General features: G+C 71.3%; 15 protein-coding genes. 5 read left to right on the forward strand and 10 right to left on the reverse strand.

What is annotated here, in order from left to right; all coding sequences use genetic code 11:
• Positions 1 to 203: 203 nt before the first annotated feature.
• Positions 204 to 1,187, forward strand: coding sequence for a UDP-glucose 4-epimerase GalE (galE, locus tag P3T39_RS06480; RefSeq protein ID WP_280696355.1), 984 nt, complete (start codon positions 204 to 206; stop codon positions 1,185 to 1,187).
• A gap of 52 nt (positions 1,188 to 1,239) precedes the next feature.
• Here the strand turns inward: galE and P3T39_RS06485 are convergent, their stop codons facing one another.
• The gene (locus P3T39_RS06485; RefSeq protein ID WP_280696356.1) at positions 1,240 to 3,534 is read right to left on the reverse strand and encodes a serine/threonine-protein kinase; all 2,295 of its coding nucleotides are present in this window, start codon (positions 3,532 to 3,534) and stop codon (positions 1,240 to 1,242) included.
• A gap of 337 nt (positions 3,535 to 3,871) precedes the next feature.
• On the opposite strand from P3T39_RS06485, the gene P3T39_RS06490 reads away from it, so the two are divergent.
• Positions 3,872 to 4,513, forward strand: a complete 642-nt coding sequence (locus tag P3T39_RS06490) for a TetR family transcriptional regulator (RefSeq protein WP_280696357.1) — start codon at positions 3,872 to 3,874, stop codon at positions 4,511 to 4,513.
• A gap of 305 nt (positions 4,514 to 4,818) precedes the next feature.
• Here the strand turns inward: P3T39_RS06490 and P3T39_RS06495 are convergent, their stop codons facing one another.
• The 6 genes from P3T39_RS06495 to P3T39_RS06520 form a co-directional block, all read right to left on the reverse strand.
• Positions 4,819 to 5,760 (reverse strand): beta-ketoacyl-ACP synthase III, encoded by a 942-nt coding sequence (locus tag P3T39_RS06495; protein WP_280696358.1) that lies wholly within the window; start codon positions 5,758 to 5,760, stop codon positions 4,819 to 4,821.
• 109 nt (positions 5,761 to 5,869) lie between these two features.
• Complete coding sequence (locus tag P3T39_RS06500) at positions 5,870 to 6,802, reverse strand: L,D-transpeptidase family protein (protein WP_280696359.1); 933 nt, start codon at positions 6,800 to 6,802, stop codon at positions 5,870 to 5,872.
• 154 nt (positions 6,803 to 6,956) lie between these two features.
• The gene (gene mqnE / locus P3T39_RS06505; protein ID WP_280696360.1) at positions 6,957 to 8,120 is read right to left on the reverse strand and encodes an aminofutalosine synthase MqnE; all 1,164 of its coding nucleotides are present in this window, start codon (positions 8,118 to 8,120) and stop codon (positions 6,957 to 6,959) included.
• Between the two features lie 47 nt (positions 8,121 to 8,167).
• Positions 8,168 to 9,130 carry a threonine/serine dehydratase gene (locus P3T39_RS06510; RefSeq protein WP_280696361.1) on the reverse strand — a complete coding sequence of 321 codons (963 nt, stop codon included), beginning with the start codon at positions 9,128 to 9,130 and terminating at the stop codon, positions 8,168 to 8,170.
• A 15-nt stretch (positions 9,131 to 9,145) separates the two neighbouring features.
• Complete coding sequence (locus P3T39_RS06515; protein ID WP_045305763.1) at positions 9,146 to 9,607, reverse strand: Lrp/AsnC family transcriptional regulator; 462 nt, start codon at positions 9,605 to 9,607, stop codon at positions 9,146 to 9,148.
• Positions 9,608 to 9,743: 136 nt separating this feature from the next.
• Complete coding sequence (locus tag P3T39_RS06520) at positions 9,744 to 10,385, reverse strand: UbiX family flavin prenyltransferase (protein WP_280696362.1); 642 nt, start codon at positions 10,383 to 10,385, stop codon at positions 9,744 to 9,746.
• Between the two features lie 116 nt (positions 10,386 to 10,501).
• On the opposite strand from P3T39_RS06520, the gene P3T39_RS06525 reads away from it, so the two are divergent.
• Positions 10,502 to 11,200 carry a cyclase family protein gene (locus P3T39_RS06525; protein ID WP_280696363.1) on the forward strand — a complete coding sequence of 233 codons (699 nt, stop codon included), beginning with the start codon at positions 10,502 to 10,504 and terminating at the stop codon, positions 11,198 to 11,200.
• Positions 11,201 to 11,318: 118 nt separating this feature from the next.
• Positions 11,319 to 12,029, forward strand: coding sequence for an MOSC N-terminal beta barrel domain-containing protein (locus tag P3T39_RS06530; RefSeq protein WP_280696364.1), 711 nt, complete (start codon positions 11,319 to 11,321; stop codon positions 12,027 to 12,029).
• A 74-nt stretch (positions 12,030 to 12,103) separates the two neighbouring features.
• Here P3T39_RS06530 and P3T39_RS06535 read toward each other — a convergent pair whose 3' ends face one another.
• The 3 genes from P3T39_RS06535 to P3T39_RS06545 form a co-directional block, all read right to left on the reverse strand.
• Positions 12,104 to 12,484, reverse strand: a complete 381-nt coding sequence (locus P3T39_RS06535) for a VOC family protein (protein ID WP_280696365.1) — start codon at positions 12,482 to 12,484, stop codon at positions 12,104 to 12,106.
• Between the two features lie 71 nt (positions 12,485 to 12,555).
• On the reverse strand, positions 12,556 to 13,449 hold the full coding sequence (gene mqnP, locus P3T39_RS06540) for a menaquinone biosynthesis prenyltransferase MqnP (protein WP_280696366.1): 894 nt from the start codon (positions 13,447 to 13,449) through the stop codon (positions 12,556 to 12,558).
• Positions 13,446 to 14,897, reverse strand: coding sequence for a menaquinone biosynthesis decarboxylase (locus P3T39_RS06545; protein ID WP_280696367.1), 1,452 nt, complete (start codon positions 14,895 to 14,897; stop codon positions 13,446 to 13,448). Before P3T39_RS06545 ends, mqnP begins: the two co-directional genes overlap by 4 nt.
• A gap of 79 nt (positions 14,898 to 14,976) precedes the next feature.
• Here P3T39_RS06545 and P3T39_RS06550 point away from each other — a divergent pair, with 79 nt between their 5' ends.
• Positions 14,977 to 15,375, forward strand: coding sequence for a PLD nuclease N-terminal domain-containing protein (locus P3T39_RS06550; RefSeq protein WP_280696368.1), 399 nt, complete (start codon positions 14,977 to 14,979; stop codon positions 15,373 to 15,375).
• Positions 15,376 to 16,014 lie beyond the last annotated feature (639 nt).

Raw genomic sequence — 16,014 nt, forward strand, 5'->3', positions numbered from 1 at the left:
GGCCCCTAGCCCCTCCATCACACTCACATCCGCGCCACTCAGGGGAGGGACGGCCGCCCGGTGATCCCAATAATCGCTTGCGATCGTACCGGACGGTCCTTGCCGGGTGTCCGGTTCCATTCGGCGCCGGATCGGCCCGTCCCGGCGTCCCCGCCCGCTCCGGACCGGACCCCGCCGAGAGCACTCGGCATAGGATTCCGGCCATGACTTGGTTGATCACCGGCGGAGCCGGCTACATCGGCGGACATGTGGTGCACCAGCTGGTCGCGGCCGGCGAGCGGGTCGTGGTGCTGGACGATCTGAGCAGCGGGTCCCGGGACCGGCTGCCCGAGGGCGTGCCCCTGGTCGTCGGCTCGACCCTGGACCGGGCCGCCCTCGACGAGGCGATCTCGGCCCACGAGGTCACCGGCGTGCTGCACATCGCCGCGAAGAAGCAGGTCGGCGAGTCTGTGGCCGAGCCGCTGCTCTACTACCGGGAGAACGTGGAGGGTCTGCGGACCGTCCTGGACGCGGCCGTCGCGGCGGGCGTGCGCAAGGTGCTGTTCTCCTCCTCCGCCGCCGTGTACGGCATGCCGGACGTGAACCTGGTCACCGAGGACACGCCCTGCGCGCCGATCAACCCGTACGGCGAGACCAAACTGGTCGGCGAGTGGCTGCTCGACGCGGCCGCCAAGGCGTACGGGCTCTCCACGGTCTCGCTGCGGTACTTCAACGTCGCGGGCGCGGCCTCGCCGGTGCTGGCCGACGACGGCGTCACCAACCTCGTCCCGATGGTCTTCCAGCGACTGACCGACGGCCTGCCCCCGCTGATCTTCGGCGCCGACTACCCGACCCCGGACGGCACCTGCATCCGCGACTTCATCCACGTCTCGGACATCGCCTCGGCGCACGTCGCGGCCGTCAAGCGGCTCGACGCCGCCGCCGAGCCGGTCAGCCTGACCCTGAACATCGGGCGCGGCGAGGGTGTGTCGGTCAGCGAGATGCTCGCCGTGATCGCCAGGATCACCGGCCGGGACATCGCCCCCGAGGTCACCCCGCGCCGTCCCGGCGACCCGGCCCGCGTGGTGGCCGCCGCCGACCTGATCCGCAAGGAGCTCGGCTGGACGGCCGAGTACGACGTCGACACCATGGTCGCCTCCGCCTGGGAGGGCTGGCTCAGCCGCCACCCCGAGGCCCGCCAGGCCTGACCGGGGCCAGAAGGGCGAGCACCCAGGGGTGCTCGCCCTTGCCCCCGGAGGGTCAGCCCTGGGGGACGGCGGTGCCGTAGAAGGCGTCGAGGGCGTACACGCAGCGGTCCTTGCTGCCGACGAAGACCCGGCCGCCCACGGCCACCGGAGAGCCGGTCAGCTCGCCCTTGGTGCCGAGCTCCCAGCGCAGGCGCCCGGAGGCCAGGTCCAGGGTGTGCAGCGAGTGGTCGCGGCTGCCCAGGTGGACCAGGCCGTCCGCGGTGGCCGGAGAGCCGACGATCTCGCCCCTGGCGGTGTAGCGCCAGCGCTCCCGTCCCGAGGCCGTGTCGAAGGCGTACAGGGTGTCCCCGGCGCCGACCAGGGCGACGCCGTCGGCGACCACCACCGGCTCGGCGCCCTGCCGGCTGCCGGTGCGTCCGCGCCAGCGCTCGCGGCCGCTCGCCGCGTCCAGCGCGTACACGGTGCCCAGGTAGTCCGCGACGTACACCGAGGTGGCGTCCAGCGCGGGCGGGGTGAAGAGCACCACGGCCGCGTCGAAGCGCCAGCGCTCCCGACCGGTGGCGGCGTCCAGTGCGTGCACCCGGTGCCCGGCCGTGATGTACAGCACCCCGGCGCGCTCGACGGGCCTGGACGGGACGTCCTCGCCGACCGGCACCGACCAGCGCTCGCCACCGCCGCGCGGATCGACGCAGTGCAGCCGTCCGCCACCGTGGTAGTACGCCGCTCCGGCCACCAGCGAGGGGCCCGACTGCGGGTTCTCGTAGTCCTGCTGGGCGTCGTCGGCGCGCCACAGCTCGGCACCGTTGGCGGCCGAGCGCAGCTGGACGCCGCCGCCCCTGATGCCGCAGCAGAGCACACCGTCTGCGGCGTCCAGGGAGTAGATCCAGCCGTCCAGGGAGCTGCGCCAGCGCTCGGTGCCGTCGGCGACGTCCACGGTGTACAGGTGCGGGCCGTCGGCGGCGTACACCCGGCCGGCGTCCACGGTGAGGGCCCAGGCGACGTCGCGGGTCTTGTAGCGGCGCTGCCCTGAGCCGATGTCCAGGGCGTGCACCTCGAAGCTGGAGACGAACAGGGTGCCGTCGGCGACCACGGGGGTGCCCCAGACGTCGTTGGACATCCGGAACCGCCACGGCCGCCAGCGGGCCGCCGGAGGCGGGGTGGCGCGGCGCACCCAGTCCGTCCCGGCCGCCGCGCGGTCGGCGGCGCCGGTCTGGTCGGCCCGTGGTCCTGGCCCTATCCGTACGGCCGCGCCGGAGAGCTGCACCTCGACCGAGCCGCCGGCGGCCTGCCGCCGCCGGTCCGCCAGCTTCTCGGTGGCCACCTCGTCGGTCGGCACGCCGCTGCGGGCGGGCGGCGCCGGGGGCGCGACGGGCGGGGTGAGCGGTGGGGCGGGCGGCTGCGGCGGCACCACGGGGGCGGGCGGCGGCACCACGGGCTGCGGGGGCACGGCGGACGGGCGGCGGCCGCGGCGCTGCTCGATCAGGGCCAGTGCACTGGGAGGCAGCCAGTCCCCCGCCTCCCCCGAGGCGTCGTCCCTGGAGAACAGGTGCGGGGCCAGCTCGGACTGGATCTGAGCGGGCGTCGGCCGGTGCTCGGCCGCCGGCCGCATACAGGCCCTGACCAGATCGACCAGTTCGACCGGCAGCCCGGAGAGGTCCGGCTGCTCGCGCAGCAGCTGAAAGACCGTCTCGACCGGATTGCCGCCCCGGTAGGGCGGGTGCCCGGTGGCGCAGAAGACCAGCAGCGAGCCGAGCGAGAAGACGTCGCTGGCGCCGGTCACACTGCGGCTGTCCCTGGCCTGCTCGGGGGACATGTAGGCGGGAGTGCCGACGGCGACGTTGGTCATGGTGAGCCGGGCGTTGGACACCCCGGCGGCGATGCCGAAGTCGATCACGCGCGGGCCGTCCTCGACCACCAGCACATTGGACGGCTTGAGGTCACGGTGCACCAGACCGGCCGTGTGGATCGACTGCAGCGCCTCGGCGATCCCGGCGATCAGCCAGCGGACGGCGTCCACCGGCAGCGGTCCGCACTCGGTGACCAGGTCCTCCAGCGAGGGCGCGGGCACGTATGCGGTGGCCAGCCAGGGCACCCTGGCGTCGGCGTCGGCGTCCACCACGGCCGCCGTGTAGAAGCCGCCGACCGTCTTGGCGGCGGCGATCTCGCGCGCGAAGCGGACCCGGAACAGCTCGTCCTCGGCCAGCTCCCCCCGGACGGTCTTGATGGCCACCCGCCGGCCGGACGCCGACCTCGCCAGGTAGACCAGCCCCATCCCGCCCGCGCCGAGCCGCCCCAGCACCTCGAAGGGCCCGATCCGCCTCGGATCGTGCGCCGTCAGCTGATCCACTCCGCTGCCTCCTCCCCGTTCACCGCCACCCTGCCGGGTCGCCGCCCCGATTCTCCAATGCCCGCCCCGCCGGATCCAATCTCCCCTGCGGGTGACACGCCAGGACCGCAGGCGCCCGGACGCCGTCCCGAAGCGTCCCTGACGGTCACTCTGAGCTACCCGACATCCCCTCAGCCGACCGGCCGTCACGCTGTGGGGTCATCAGCACACGGGGGGGCTTCAGATCCGTAACGAATTTCGCGGGAGGCGCCCCGATGAACGCCTCATACCACCCCCGGGCGGAGTAATAGTCGCATCACCGAATCGCGCCAAGATCGTGCCACGGTAAGCTGACGGCATGACAGGACAAGTTCGCACCGTCGACGGTCGCGTCGCCGGGCGACGCGGACAGGAGACGCGGCAGAAGCTGCTCGACTGCCTCCGCGAGATGCTCAGCACGTCGCCTTACCGGGACGTCAAGGTCATCGACGTCGCCCGTATGGCGGGTACCTCCCCCGCGACCTTCTACCAGTACTTCCCGGATGTCGAGGGCGCTGTCCTCGAGATCGCCGAGGAAATGGCCGAGGACAGCGCCGGGCTCAAAGAGCTCGTCGATGGAAAGTCCTGGGCAGGAAAGACCGGCTACGCCACTTCGGAAGAACTGGTGGACGGATTCCTTGCCTTCTGGCGCAAGAACGACGCCATTCTCCGAGTCGTCACTCTCGGTGCAGCCGAGGGGGACAAGCGGTTCTTCAAGATCCGCATGAAGGTTCTCAACTCGGTGGTGTCTCCCCTCACCGAAGCCGTCAAGGCGAACCAGGGCAAGACCGACAAGACGGTCGATCCGGCCGCCGTGTCGGGCGCGCTGGTCTCGCTGCTCGCCTCCGCGGCAGAGCATTCGAAGGCGTTCACCTCGTGGGGCGTCAAGGTCAAGGACCTCAGGCCGAATCTGGCCCTGCAGGTCTACCTGGGCGTCACCGGTAAGAAGCCGCCGAAGTAGGTCCACCCGTACCACCCATCCACTGCGCGCAGCTCCGGCCTCCTGTCCGGGGTGCGTCGGACGGCGGCTGTGTCCTCGGGGGAGGTTCGCCGGCGTACCGCGACGCGCTTGAAACCACTGTGGGGGGGGGGGGGGGGGGGGGCGGCCCCCCCCCCCCCCCGGGGGGGGGGGGGGGCGGGGGGGGGGGGGGGGGGGGGGGGGGGCCCCCCGGGGGGGGCGGGGGGCCCCCCCCCCCCCCCCCCCCCCGGGGGGGGGGGGGGGGCCCCGCCCCCCCCCCCCCCCCCACAGCTATGTCCGGGGGCCGCTCAGGGGCAGCGCACGACCTGCCCGGCGTAGGCCAGCCCGCCGCCGAAGCCGAAGAGCAGCACCGGGTCGCCGGAGCGCAGCTCGCCGCGCTCCACCAGCTTGCTCAGGGCCAGCGGGATGGAGGCCGCCGAGGTGTTGCCGGAGTCGACCACGTCGCGGGCGATCACCGCGTCCGGGGCACCCAGCTTGTTGGCGATCGCGTCGATGATCCGCAGATTGGCCTGGTGTGCGACGAAGCCCTTGAGCTCGGCCGGGTCGAGACCGGCCTTGTGGCAGGTCTCCCTGGCCAGCGGGGCGATCTTGGTGGTGGCCCAGCGGAAGACCGCCTGACCCTGCTGACTGATGGTCGGGTCCCAGCCGGTGATCACCACGGCGTCGGTCTTCTCCGTCTCGGTGCCCCAGACCACCGGGCCGATCCCGGCCCGCTCGTCCGGGACCGCCTCCACCACGGCCGCGCCCGCGCCGTCGCCGAAGATCACGCAGGTGGTGCGGTCGGTCCAGTCGATGGTGTCGGTCATCCGCTCGGCACCGATCACCAGCGCCCGGGTGGCCGCCCCGGCCCGGATCGCGTGGTCGGCGGTCGCCAGCGCGTACGAGAAGCCCGAGCAGACCGTGTTGATGTCGTACGCGGCCGGCGAGGGGATACCGAGGCGGGCGGCGACGGAGGCGGCCGTGTACGGGCTGCGCTCCACGGCGGTGCAGGTGGCCACCACCACCAGGTCGATCTCCCCGGCCTGCCGTCCGCTGTTGGCCAGCGCCTTCTGCGCCGCCTCGGTGGCGAGGTCGACCAGGGTCTCCTCGACCGCGATGTGCCGGGTGCGGATGCCGACCCGGCTGCGGATCCACTCGTCGTCGGTGTCGACCAGCTTCGCCAGGTCGTCGTTGGTGAGGACCTTGGGCGGCTGGTAGTGGCCGAGCGACACGATTCTGGAGGCGGTCATACTGCCACTCAACCCCGTTACCCGCCGGTCCGGTGCTGACGTCCGGGTACAACGTCCCAGGCCAGAAGCTGTAGGGGCCGGACAACCGCCTTGCGGTGAAAGGGCGGGGTCAGGTCGCCAGGGTGGCGGCATCCGCCATGGCGATCATCGGGTGGGCGGCCGGATCCAGTGTTTTGAGCAACTCGATCATCTGGTCCTCGGGCAGCGAGACACAGCCGTGGGTCGGGCCGCCGTGGTCCACGTGCAGCCAGATGCCGCCGCCCTTGGACTTGCCGTCGGGGAAGCGTCCGTCCAGCGGGGAGACCCCGGTGACCCGGTTGTAGTTGATCGCCACCACGTAGTCGAAGGACCCGGCCAGCTGCTCGCCGTTGAAGCCGGTGCCGCCGACCACGAAGTGGGAGTCCTGGTCGTAGGGGAGCTTGCTGCCCGGGTCGGCCTTGCGGCCGCCCGCGTCGGTCAGCGAGAAGACCCCGATCGGGCTGTGCAGGTCGTCCGTGTGCTTGTCGGTGGTCCAGCCCTTGTAGGCGTTGTGGCCCTGCCAGGCGGTGCCGGGCTTCCAGCGGTTGTCGGGGGTGCGGGTCCACAGGGTGACGGTGGTGTCGGAGGCGTTCCGGTCCTTGCCGGAGGCCACCACCAGCTGGCGGGTCTGCTGCGGGATCTTCGCGCTGAAGGCCGGGCCGAGGCCCGGTATCGACGCATAGGTGCCGTCGGCGCGGTCCGAGCGGTTGGCGGCGGCGGGCTCGCTGCGGAGCGTCCCCGCCTGCGTGGTGCCGGCCTTGAGCGACGCGGCGTCAGGGTCCGGCTTGTCAGCGCTGCCCGCGGCGGTGACCTGCGGCGAACTGCCACTTCCCGGGCCCACCGTGAACCAGCCCGCGGTGGCCGCCAGCAGCATCGCCGTACCGCCCATCAGCGCCTTGCCGCGGCGCTTGCGCGCCTTGCGCCGGTGCCCCCGTGGACGGCGAGCCGTTCCCTCCTCGCCCTGGACCGCCTCGGGGCCGGTCCCGGCATAGGGCTGAACGGTGACGCGATGGGAAACGGACATGCTGACGATCCTTCCAAAGCCACCGGGCCGGACGGAACCCGTGGCGTGTGGTGAGCCTGTGAGCATACGCGCGCTCGCTGGGCGGGAGATGCCGTCCTCGAAGACGCCGCGCACCCCTCGGGCGGTTGGACCCGAGGGGTGCGTCACGGTGTGATCAGAGTCGCATCGCCTGCGGGGTCTCACGGCGCTGCAGGTCGGGACCGTCGTACTCGCGGATGACCTCGTAACGGGTGTTGCGCTCGACCGGGCGGAAGCCCGCGTCCCTGATGAGGTCGAGCAGGTCGTCACGGCCGAGCTTGTTCGGCGTGCCGAAGTTGTCCGCGTCGTGGGTGATCTTGTACTCGACCACCGAGCCGTCCATGTCGTCCGCGCCGTGGCTGAGCGCCAGCTGGGCGGTGGTGACGCCGTGCATCACCCAGAAGACCTTGACGTGCGGGACGTTGTCGAAGAGCAGCCGGGAGACCGCGAAGGTCTTCAGGGCCTCGGCGCCGGTGGCCATCTCCGTACGGGCCATCAGCCGGTTGCGGACCACACCGTCCTTGGAGTCGTGGAAGTCGTGCTGGTAGCGCAGCGGGATGAAGACCTGGAAACCTCCGGTCTCGTCCTGCAGTTCACGCAGCCGCAGCACGTGGTCGACCCGGTGGCGGGGCTCCTCGATGTGCCCGTACAGCATGGTGCACGGGGTCTTCAGACCCTTCTCGTGCGCCAGGCGGTGGATCCGCGACCAGTCCTCCCAGTGGGTTTCGTGGTCGACGATGTGCTGGCGGACCTCCCAGTCGAAGATCTCCGCGCCCCCGCCGGTCAGCGACTCGAGACCGGCGTCGATCAGCTCGTCGAGGATCTCACTCGCCGACAGGCCGCTGATCTTCTCGAACCAGTGGATCTCGGTGGCGGTGAACGCCTTCAGCGAGACGTTCGGCAGCGCCGCCTTCAGCTCGCGCAGCGAACGCGGGTAGTAGCGCCACGGCAGGGTCGGGTGCAGGCCGTTGACGATGTGCAGCTCGGTGAGCGAGTCCACCTCCATCGCCTTGGCGAGGCGGACGGCCTCCTCGATCCGCATGGTGTACGCGTCCTTCTCGCCCGGCTTGCGCTGGAACGAGCAGTACGCGCACGAGGCGGCGCAGACGTTGGTCATATTGAGGTGGCGGTTGACGTTGAAGTGGACGACATCGCCGTTCTTCCGCGTCCGCACGTGGTGGGCGAGGCCACCCAGCCAGGCCAGGTCGTCGCTCTCGTAGAGTGCGATGCCGTCCTCGCGGGTCAGCCGCTCACCCGCGTAGACCTTCGCCTCCAGCTCGCGCTTGAGCCCTGCGTCCATGCGGTGCCCCGCCTCCTCGATCCTGCCGACACTGTGCCGGACCGAGCCTACGCCTGGAGAAGCTCGGCAAGGAGCTTGGGTTCGACGTTGCCGCCGCTCACGACGGCTGCGAAGACCCGGCCGCCGAGCTCCTCGGCCCGGTGGAAGTACGCGGCCGGGGCCACCGCACCCGAGGGCTCCGCGACCAGCCGGCCCCGGCGGGCCAGCAGCGCCACCGTGTCCCGGATCTCCTGCTCGGAGACCGTCACGATGTCGTCCACGTACGCCTGGAGGTGTTCGAAGGGCAGCTCGCCGACGGACGGCGTGCGCAGCCCGTCCGCGATCGTCCGGTAGGTGTCTGCCACCGGCCAGACCGTCAGCCGGCCGGTGCGCAGGCTCTGCTGAGCGTCCGCCGCCAGCTCCGGCTCGACGCCGACGACCCGCACGCCCGGGCAGGTCAGCTTGAGCGCGGCCGCCGTACCGGAGACCAGGCCGCCGCCGCTGACCGGCACCAGCACGGTGTCGAGCTCGTCCGGGGCGTCTTCGCCGATCTCCAGGCCGACCGTGCCCTGACCGGCCACGATGTACCGGTCGTCGTACGGCGGCACCCAGACGTAGCCGTGCTCGGCCGCCAGCTCGGCGGGCAGGGTGTCCCGCTCGCCGGGGGCGACCAGGATCACCTCGGCACCGAAGGAACGGGTGTTCTCCACCTTTATCGCGGGTGAGGTGTCCGGCATCACGATGACAGCCTTGATACCGAGCAGCTGCGCCGCGTACGCCACCGCCTGGGCGTGGTTGCCGCTGGACTGGGCCACCACGCCGCGCGCCCGCTCGTCCTCCCCGAGAGCGGCCAGCCGGTTGTACGCGCCACGGATCTTGAACGCCCCGGTCGGCTGCAGGCTCTCCGGCTTCAGCCAGAGCCGCCGCGCGCCCACCGAGGCCCACGGGCACGGCATGAGGGGCGTCCGTACGGCGACACCGGCGATCCGCTGCTGCGCGGCGCGCAGCTCCTCCAGGCCGACCAGAGTCATGAGCCCTCCCCGTCTCTACTCCAAGGCGTCCAGGGGGAGTTCGCTCACGCGGTTCTCCCACTTGGTGGAGAGTACAACCGTGGTCCTGGTACGGGCCACGCCCTTGGTGCCGGAGAGCCGCTTGACCACCGACTCCAGGCCCTCCACGTCCGGCACCCGGACCTTGAGCATGTACGAGTCGTCACCGGCGATGAACCAGCAGTCCTCGACCTCGGCGAGATCCTTCAGCCGGTGCGCGACGTCCTCGTGGTCGGCCGCGTCGGTCAGCTGAAGACCGATCAGGGCGGTGACACCGAAACCCAGCGAAGCCGGGTTGACCGTGGCGCGGTAGCCGGTGATCACACCGGCCTGCTCCAGCCGGTTGATGCGATCCGTCACACTCGGGCCCGACAGGCCCACCAGACGGCCCAGCTCGGCGTACGAGGCGCGGCCGTTCTCCCTCAGCGCCTGGATGAGCTGTCTGTCAACCGTGTCCATATATCCGCCCGCGTCCTTCCGAACCGCTACAGACCCACAGATCATTATCCGGAATCAAAGGCGCTGTGCGCGGATCAACCCGGATATCGCAAAGAACATACTCTCCCCCGCTGCGGACCTTTACGCGACCTTGCCGTTAGGCGGTCTTGCCCCCCGAACCCAGCTCGCCCTCCCAGCGCCGGTACAGCCCGTGCGGCACGCCCACCGCGTCCAGCACCCGGCCCGCCACGAAGTCCACCAGCTCACGGGCCGTGGAGCCGCCCGCGTAGAAGCCCGGCGAGGCCGGCAGCACCACCGCACCCTGTGCGTCCAGCTCCACCAGGTGCTTCAGCGTCACCCCATCGAGCGGTGTCTCACGCACGCACACCACCAGCGGGCGACGCTCCTTCAGGGTCACGGCGGCCGCGCGCTGCAGCAGATCCTTGCTCAGGCCGAGCGCGATCCCGGCCACCGCGCCGGTGGTCGCCGGGACCACCAGCATCCCCTTCGCCGGGTACGAACCGCTGGAAGGGCCGGCGGCGAAGTCGCCCGCCGCCCAGTAGCGGACGTCGTCCAGCTCCTCGGCGCCCGTCCAGGCCGTCAGGTCCTCCTGCCAGTGCGCGTCACGGAACGAGACCCCGGTCTCGTCCAGGATGGTCAGCCGCGCCGCCCGGCTCACCACCAGGTCCACCGCCTCGCCCGCCGCCAGCAACGCCCTGATCACGGAGGCCGCGTACGGCGTCCCCGACGCTCCCGAGACCCCGACCACCCACGGCTGACGCACCCTCTGCTGCTGCATGCTCCGCACCATAGCCCGGGCGACGAGCCAACCCTTCGGGAGAGCCCTCCGGGGGCAGGGGGTGGCCCCGGGGCGCGGGGCTCTGCCCGGCCGGCCCTTTGCGGGAGGATGTGGGTATGGCTCCGACGCTGATCGACCTCACGCATCCGGTCACCACCGGTATGCCCGTCTACCCCGGGGATCCGGAGGTGGAACTGCGACCCGCGCTCACCACGGCCACCGCCGGGGTCAACGTGCTCGGCCTGCACCTGGGTTCGCAGTCGGGTACGCATGTGGACGCCCCGTACCACGTGGACGTCACCTGGCCCACGCTGGACGGGCTGCCGCTGGAGCTGTTCACCGGCCCCGCCGTCGTCGCCGACCTGCGCGGACTCGACCCCCGTACCGGGGTGACGCCCGATCGGCTGGCAGCTGCGCTGGAGCGGTGCACCCCCGACACGATCCTGCTGCTCGCCACCGGCTGGCCCCGGTACTGGGGCACCGACCGCTACCTCGCCCACCCCTGGCTCACCCCCGAGGCGGCCGAGGCGATCGCCGCCGCAGGCGTGCGCACTCTCGGCGTGGACGCCCTCAGCATCGACCCCACCCCCGACCACGACCCCGACCCAGGCCCGGCCGAGGAGGACACCACCCTGGCCGCCCACCGGATCCTGCTGGGGACCCCGGGCGGCGCGGTGATCGCCGAGAACCTCACCGGCCTGACCCCGCTGCTCGACGCCCAGTCGGCCGGCCTCCCGATCGAGCTCTCCCTGTTCCCGCTCCGCCTGGTCGCCGCCGACGGCGCACCGACCCGCGCGATCGCCCGCCTGGGCTGAGCCTCGGCACCCGATCGGCCCCGGACAGTGCAAGGTCGTCGGAGTGCCTCCTGCCCCTGAGGCAGTGCGCAGGTATAGGTCTAGACCATCCTTGAAGGCCGCCGCTAGGCTCCTCCTCATGGCAGAGATCATCGGTGTGGTCGAGGCCCTCTGGCGCTACCCGGTCAAGTCCACCGGTGGCGAGCGGATGGATGCCGTCGAGGTGGACAAACGCGGGCTGGCCGGGGACCGGCTGTACGCCGTCCGGGACGGGGACGGGAAGTTCGGCTCCGGCAAGAACACCCGCCGCTTCCGCCGGATGGACGGCCTGCTGCGGCTCTCCTCCCGCCTGGGCAACCGGCTCGACGCACCCGAACTGCTCGACCCCCTGGGCACGCCCGTCGCCGACCCGGACGCCTTCCTGCGCGCCTACCTCCAGCGCGAGGACGTCCAACTGGCCCGTGAGGACGCCGTCTCCCACTTCGACCAGCTGCCGGTCAGCGTGCTCAGCACGGCCACCCTCGACTGGGTCCGCCGAGCCGTACCGTCCGCGATCGTGGACGAACGCCGCTTCCGTCCCAACATCCTGCTGCGCACCCCGCCGGGCACCCGGCCGTTCGTCGAGGACGACTGGTTCGGCCGTGAGGGCCGGGTGAAGGGCGGCGCCGGGCTGGCCTTCACCCGCTCCAGCGAGCGCTGTGCGATGACCGGCACCGCGCAGCCGAGTCTGCCGCACGCCCCCGAGATCCTCAAGGCGATCGCCCGGGCGCACGACACCCGCCTCGACGCGCTGGCCGAGGTCACCCACCCGGGATGCCTCCGCGTCGGCGACACCGTCTCGCTGACCTGAGTTCTCAGGGCGCGAGGCTCTGGGACGCCCCGTCCTGACGGGTTGCCTGCTGGCGGACGCTCTTGGTGAACCCGTCAGCCCCGAGGGGTGCGCTCGATCAGGCAGAACGGGTGTCCGGCGGGGTCCACGTAGACCCGCCATCCCGTCTCGGCGTCCTTGCGGACCGCGCCGAGTGTCAGAATCCGCTCCTCGGCCGCGTCCAGGTCGTCGACCTCGATGTCCAGGTGCAGTTGCTGCGGGTGCGCCGGATCCGGCCACATCGGCGGGCGGTAGTCCTCGACCCGCTGGAAGCCCAGCACCATGCCGCCGGGCAGGTGCACGGTGGACCACTCCTCGTCCAGCGACCACCGGGCGTCGGGACGGTCGACCTCGCCGCCGAGGACGGCGCCGTAGAAGTGCGCCAGCCCGGCCGGGTAGTGGCAGTCCAGCACCACGCACTGCAGCTTGCCGATCATCGTTTCTCCTCGCCGGCCGCACCCGCCCTTTTGCTCGGCAGCATAGGCAGCGGCGGGTGCGGCCGGGAGGATCACACGCCCAGGCCGCGGATGATCAGGTCGAGGAGCGCGAAGGCGAAGAGGGAGATCCCGACGAAGCCGTTGATGCTGAAGAAGGCCCGGTTCAGGCGCGAGATGTCGCCGGGCTTCACGATGGAGTGCTCGTAGACGAAGGCGCAGGCCACCACGGCCAGGCCGACCCAGAAGGCCGGGCCCGCGTCCGTGCGGACGGCGTACCAGACGAGCAGACCGGTGGTGACGGCGTGGCAGGCGCGGGCGCCGTACAGCGCACCCGAGATGCCGAAGCGGGCCGGGACGGAGCGGACGCCGTCGGCACGGTCGGCGGCGACGTCCTGGCAGGCGTAGATCAGGTCGAAGCCGCCGATCCAGATGCCGACGGCGAGGCCCAGCACCACGGCGTCCCAGGACCAGGTGCCGGTGACGGCCAGCCAGGCGCCGATCGGGCCCATCGCCTGGGCGATGCCCAGGACGGCCTGCGGGAAGTCGGTGAAGCGCTTGCCGTACGGGTAGACCACCATCGGGATGACGGCGATCGGGGCGAGCAGCAGGCAGAGGGTGTTGAGCGCGGCGGCCGAGCCGAGGAAGACCAGCAGGGCTATCGCCGAGCCGGTGTACGCGGTACGCAGGGAGACCGCACCGGTGACCAGCTCGCGGTTGGCCGTACGGGGGTTACGGGCGTCTATCTCACGGTCGATGATCCGGTTGGCGGCCATCGCGAAGGTACGCAGGCCGACCATGCAGACGGTGACCAGGACCAGCTCGCGCCAGTGCATCCGGCTGTTGTCCAGGAACATCGCGGTGAGCGCGGCGATGTACGCGAAGGGCAGGGCGAAGACCGAGTGCTCGATCACGACCAGGCGGAGAAAGGCCCTGGTCCTACCCGGTGTGACTGCGGCGGTGGTCACAGTCCGTATTCCTTCCAGCGGCGGGTCACTCGTTCGGCGGTCTCCGGGTCGGAGCTGACCATCTCGGGCCAGCCGCCGTCTCGGGTGTAGCCCTCCTCCGGGAGCTTGCGGGTGGCGTCGATGCCCGCCTTGCCGCCCCAGAACTGCTGGTAGGAGGCATGGTCGAGGTGGTCCACCGGGCCTTCGACCACGGTGAGGTCCCGGCTGTAGTCGACGTTGCCGAAGGCGCGCCAGGCAACCTCGTGGTAGTCGTGCACGTCGCAGTCGGAGTCCACCACGATGATCAGCTTGGTCAGCGACATCATGTGGGCACCCCAGATGGCGTGCATGACCTTCTGGGCGTGCTTCGGGTACTTCTTGTCGATCGAGACGATCACGCAGTTGTGGAAGCCGCCGGCCTCGGGCAGGTCGTAATCGACGATGTCCGGGATGATGATCTTCAGCAGCGGCAGGAAGAAGCGCTCGGTGAACTTGCCGAGCGGCCCGTCCTCCGTCGGCGGGCGGCCGACCACGATGGACTGGAGCAGCGGACGGCGGCGCATCGTCACGCAGTCGATCTTCAGCGCCGGGAACGGCTCCTGCGGCGTGTAGAAACCGGTGTGGTCGCCGAACGGCCCCTCGGGCAGCATCTCGCCGGGCTCCAGCCAGCCCTCCAGCACCACCTCGGCATCGGCCGGGACCTGGAGCGGAACGGTCTTGCAGTCGACCATCCGCACCCGCTCGCCGGCCACGAAGCCCGCGAACAGGTACTCGTCGATGTCGCCCGGCAGCGGCGCGGTCGCCGCGTACGTGACGACGGGCGGGCAGCCGAAGGCGATGGCGACCGGGAGCCGCTCGCCGCGCTTGGCGGCGACGGCGGCGTGGTTGCGGCTGTCCTTGTGGATCTGCCAGTGCATCCCGATGGTCCGCCTGTCGTGCCGCTGGAGGCGGTACAGACCGAGGTTGCGGATGCCGGTGTCCGGGTCCTTGGTGTGGGTCAGACCCAGGTTGAAGAAGGAGCCGCCGTCCAGCGGCCAGGTGAAGAGTGCGGGCAGCTCGTCCAGGTTGACGTCGTCCCCGGTGAGGACGACCTCCTGGACGGGGGCGTCCTTGACGTTGCGCGGCGGCACGTGCGCCATCGAGGCCAGCTTGCCGAAGGCGTCCCGGAAACCGGTGAATCCCTGCGGCAGTTCGGGCTTCAGCAGACCGGCGATCTTCTCCGAGATCTCGTCCGGCGACTTCAGGCCGAGCGACTTGGCCAGCCGGCGCTCGGTACCGAAGACGTTCATCGCCAGCGGCATCGAGGCGCCCTTGACGTTCTCGAACAGCAGCGCCGGGCCCTTGGCCTTCTGCACGCGGTCGACGATCTCTCCGATCTCCAGATAGGGGTCGACCTCGGCCTTGATGCGCTTGAGGTCGCCTTCACGTTCCAGTGCCCGGAGAAACGAGCGGAGATCGTCGTATGCCATACGTGTCAGTATCCGACACCGACTACCCTGGGCCCGCCAAGAGGGCCCCAACTGTCATCGCCCGGGGGAGATCACCGCTGTGCTGAGGATCCTGCCGCCACTGCTCGTCCTGGCCCTGTGGATCTGGGCGTTCATCGACTGCCTGACCACCCCCGAGGAAGAGGTCCGCCACCTGCCGAAGGTGGCCTGGGTGATCATCGTGCTGCTCTTCCCGCTGGTCGGCTCGATCGCCTGGCTGGCGGCGGGCAAGCGGCGCGGCCACGCCGGAGCCCACCCGGGCACCGCCGGCGGTGCGCGGGGCGGCCGTCGGCTCGCGCCCGACGACGACCCCGAGTTCCTGGCCTCCCTGGGCAAGGAGACTCCCCACAAGGACGCCCATCAGCACGAGGACATGCTCCGGCAGTGGGAGGCCGACCTGCGCCGCCGCGAGGAGGAGCTGCGCGGCGGGGACGAGCCGGAGGACGGCCCCGGGCACTGACGGCGTCCGACGGCTTCGGGCTCCCCGGAACCGGGCCCGGCAGCCCGCCTCCCACCCGTTCGGCGCCCTCCCCCCAGGTCGGCCCGCGTGCCGGACCGGGTTTGGCGCATCCCTACCATCCGGCGCCGGAATCAGGCCCCGCCCGTGCGCTGCGGCCGACACCGCGACCTCGCCCGCAGAAGGCCCGCAAAACGGCCCCCAGAGCCCCGGAAAGCCCTCCTGACCTGCACAGTCCAGCCATCGTGCACCTCCCCCGCCACTCATCCCGGTGACCGGTCCCGGGCTGCGTGTCACCGGGCCACCACACATGCTTTCTGTACGGCTTTCACATGTTCTCGGGCCCGACCTTGTACGGAATCGACGCCGAAACCCGGGCCCGTCCCCTCGTAGTGTCGTAGGTGAAGAAGTGTTCGCAGCAGCAGCCGCCACAGCAGGCCGGCTGTCGGACAGTTCCCTCACACTTGGAGTGGTTCGAGATGACGGTTCTGCACGAGGCGCCGGTCGGCGACGAGATCCCCGAGATCCCGGCCGACGCTCACGGGCGGGTGGCCGAGCTGCACGACCTCCGGGAGAAGGTCCGCCGGGGCCCGAGCGAGAAGGCGACCGAGGCGCAGCATGCCAAGGGGAAGCTGACGGCTC

It is taken from the genome of Kitasatospora sp. GP82 (assembly GCF_029892105.1).
GTDB lineage: Bacteria > Actinomycetota > Actinomycetes > Streptomycetales > Streptomycetaceae > Kitasatospora.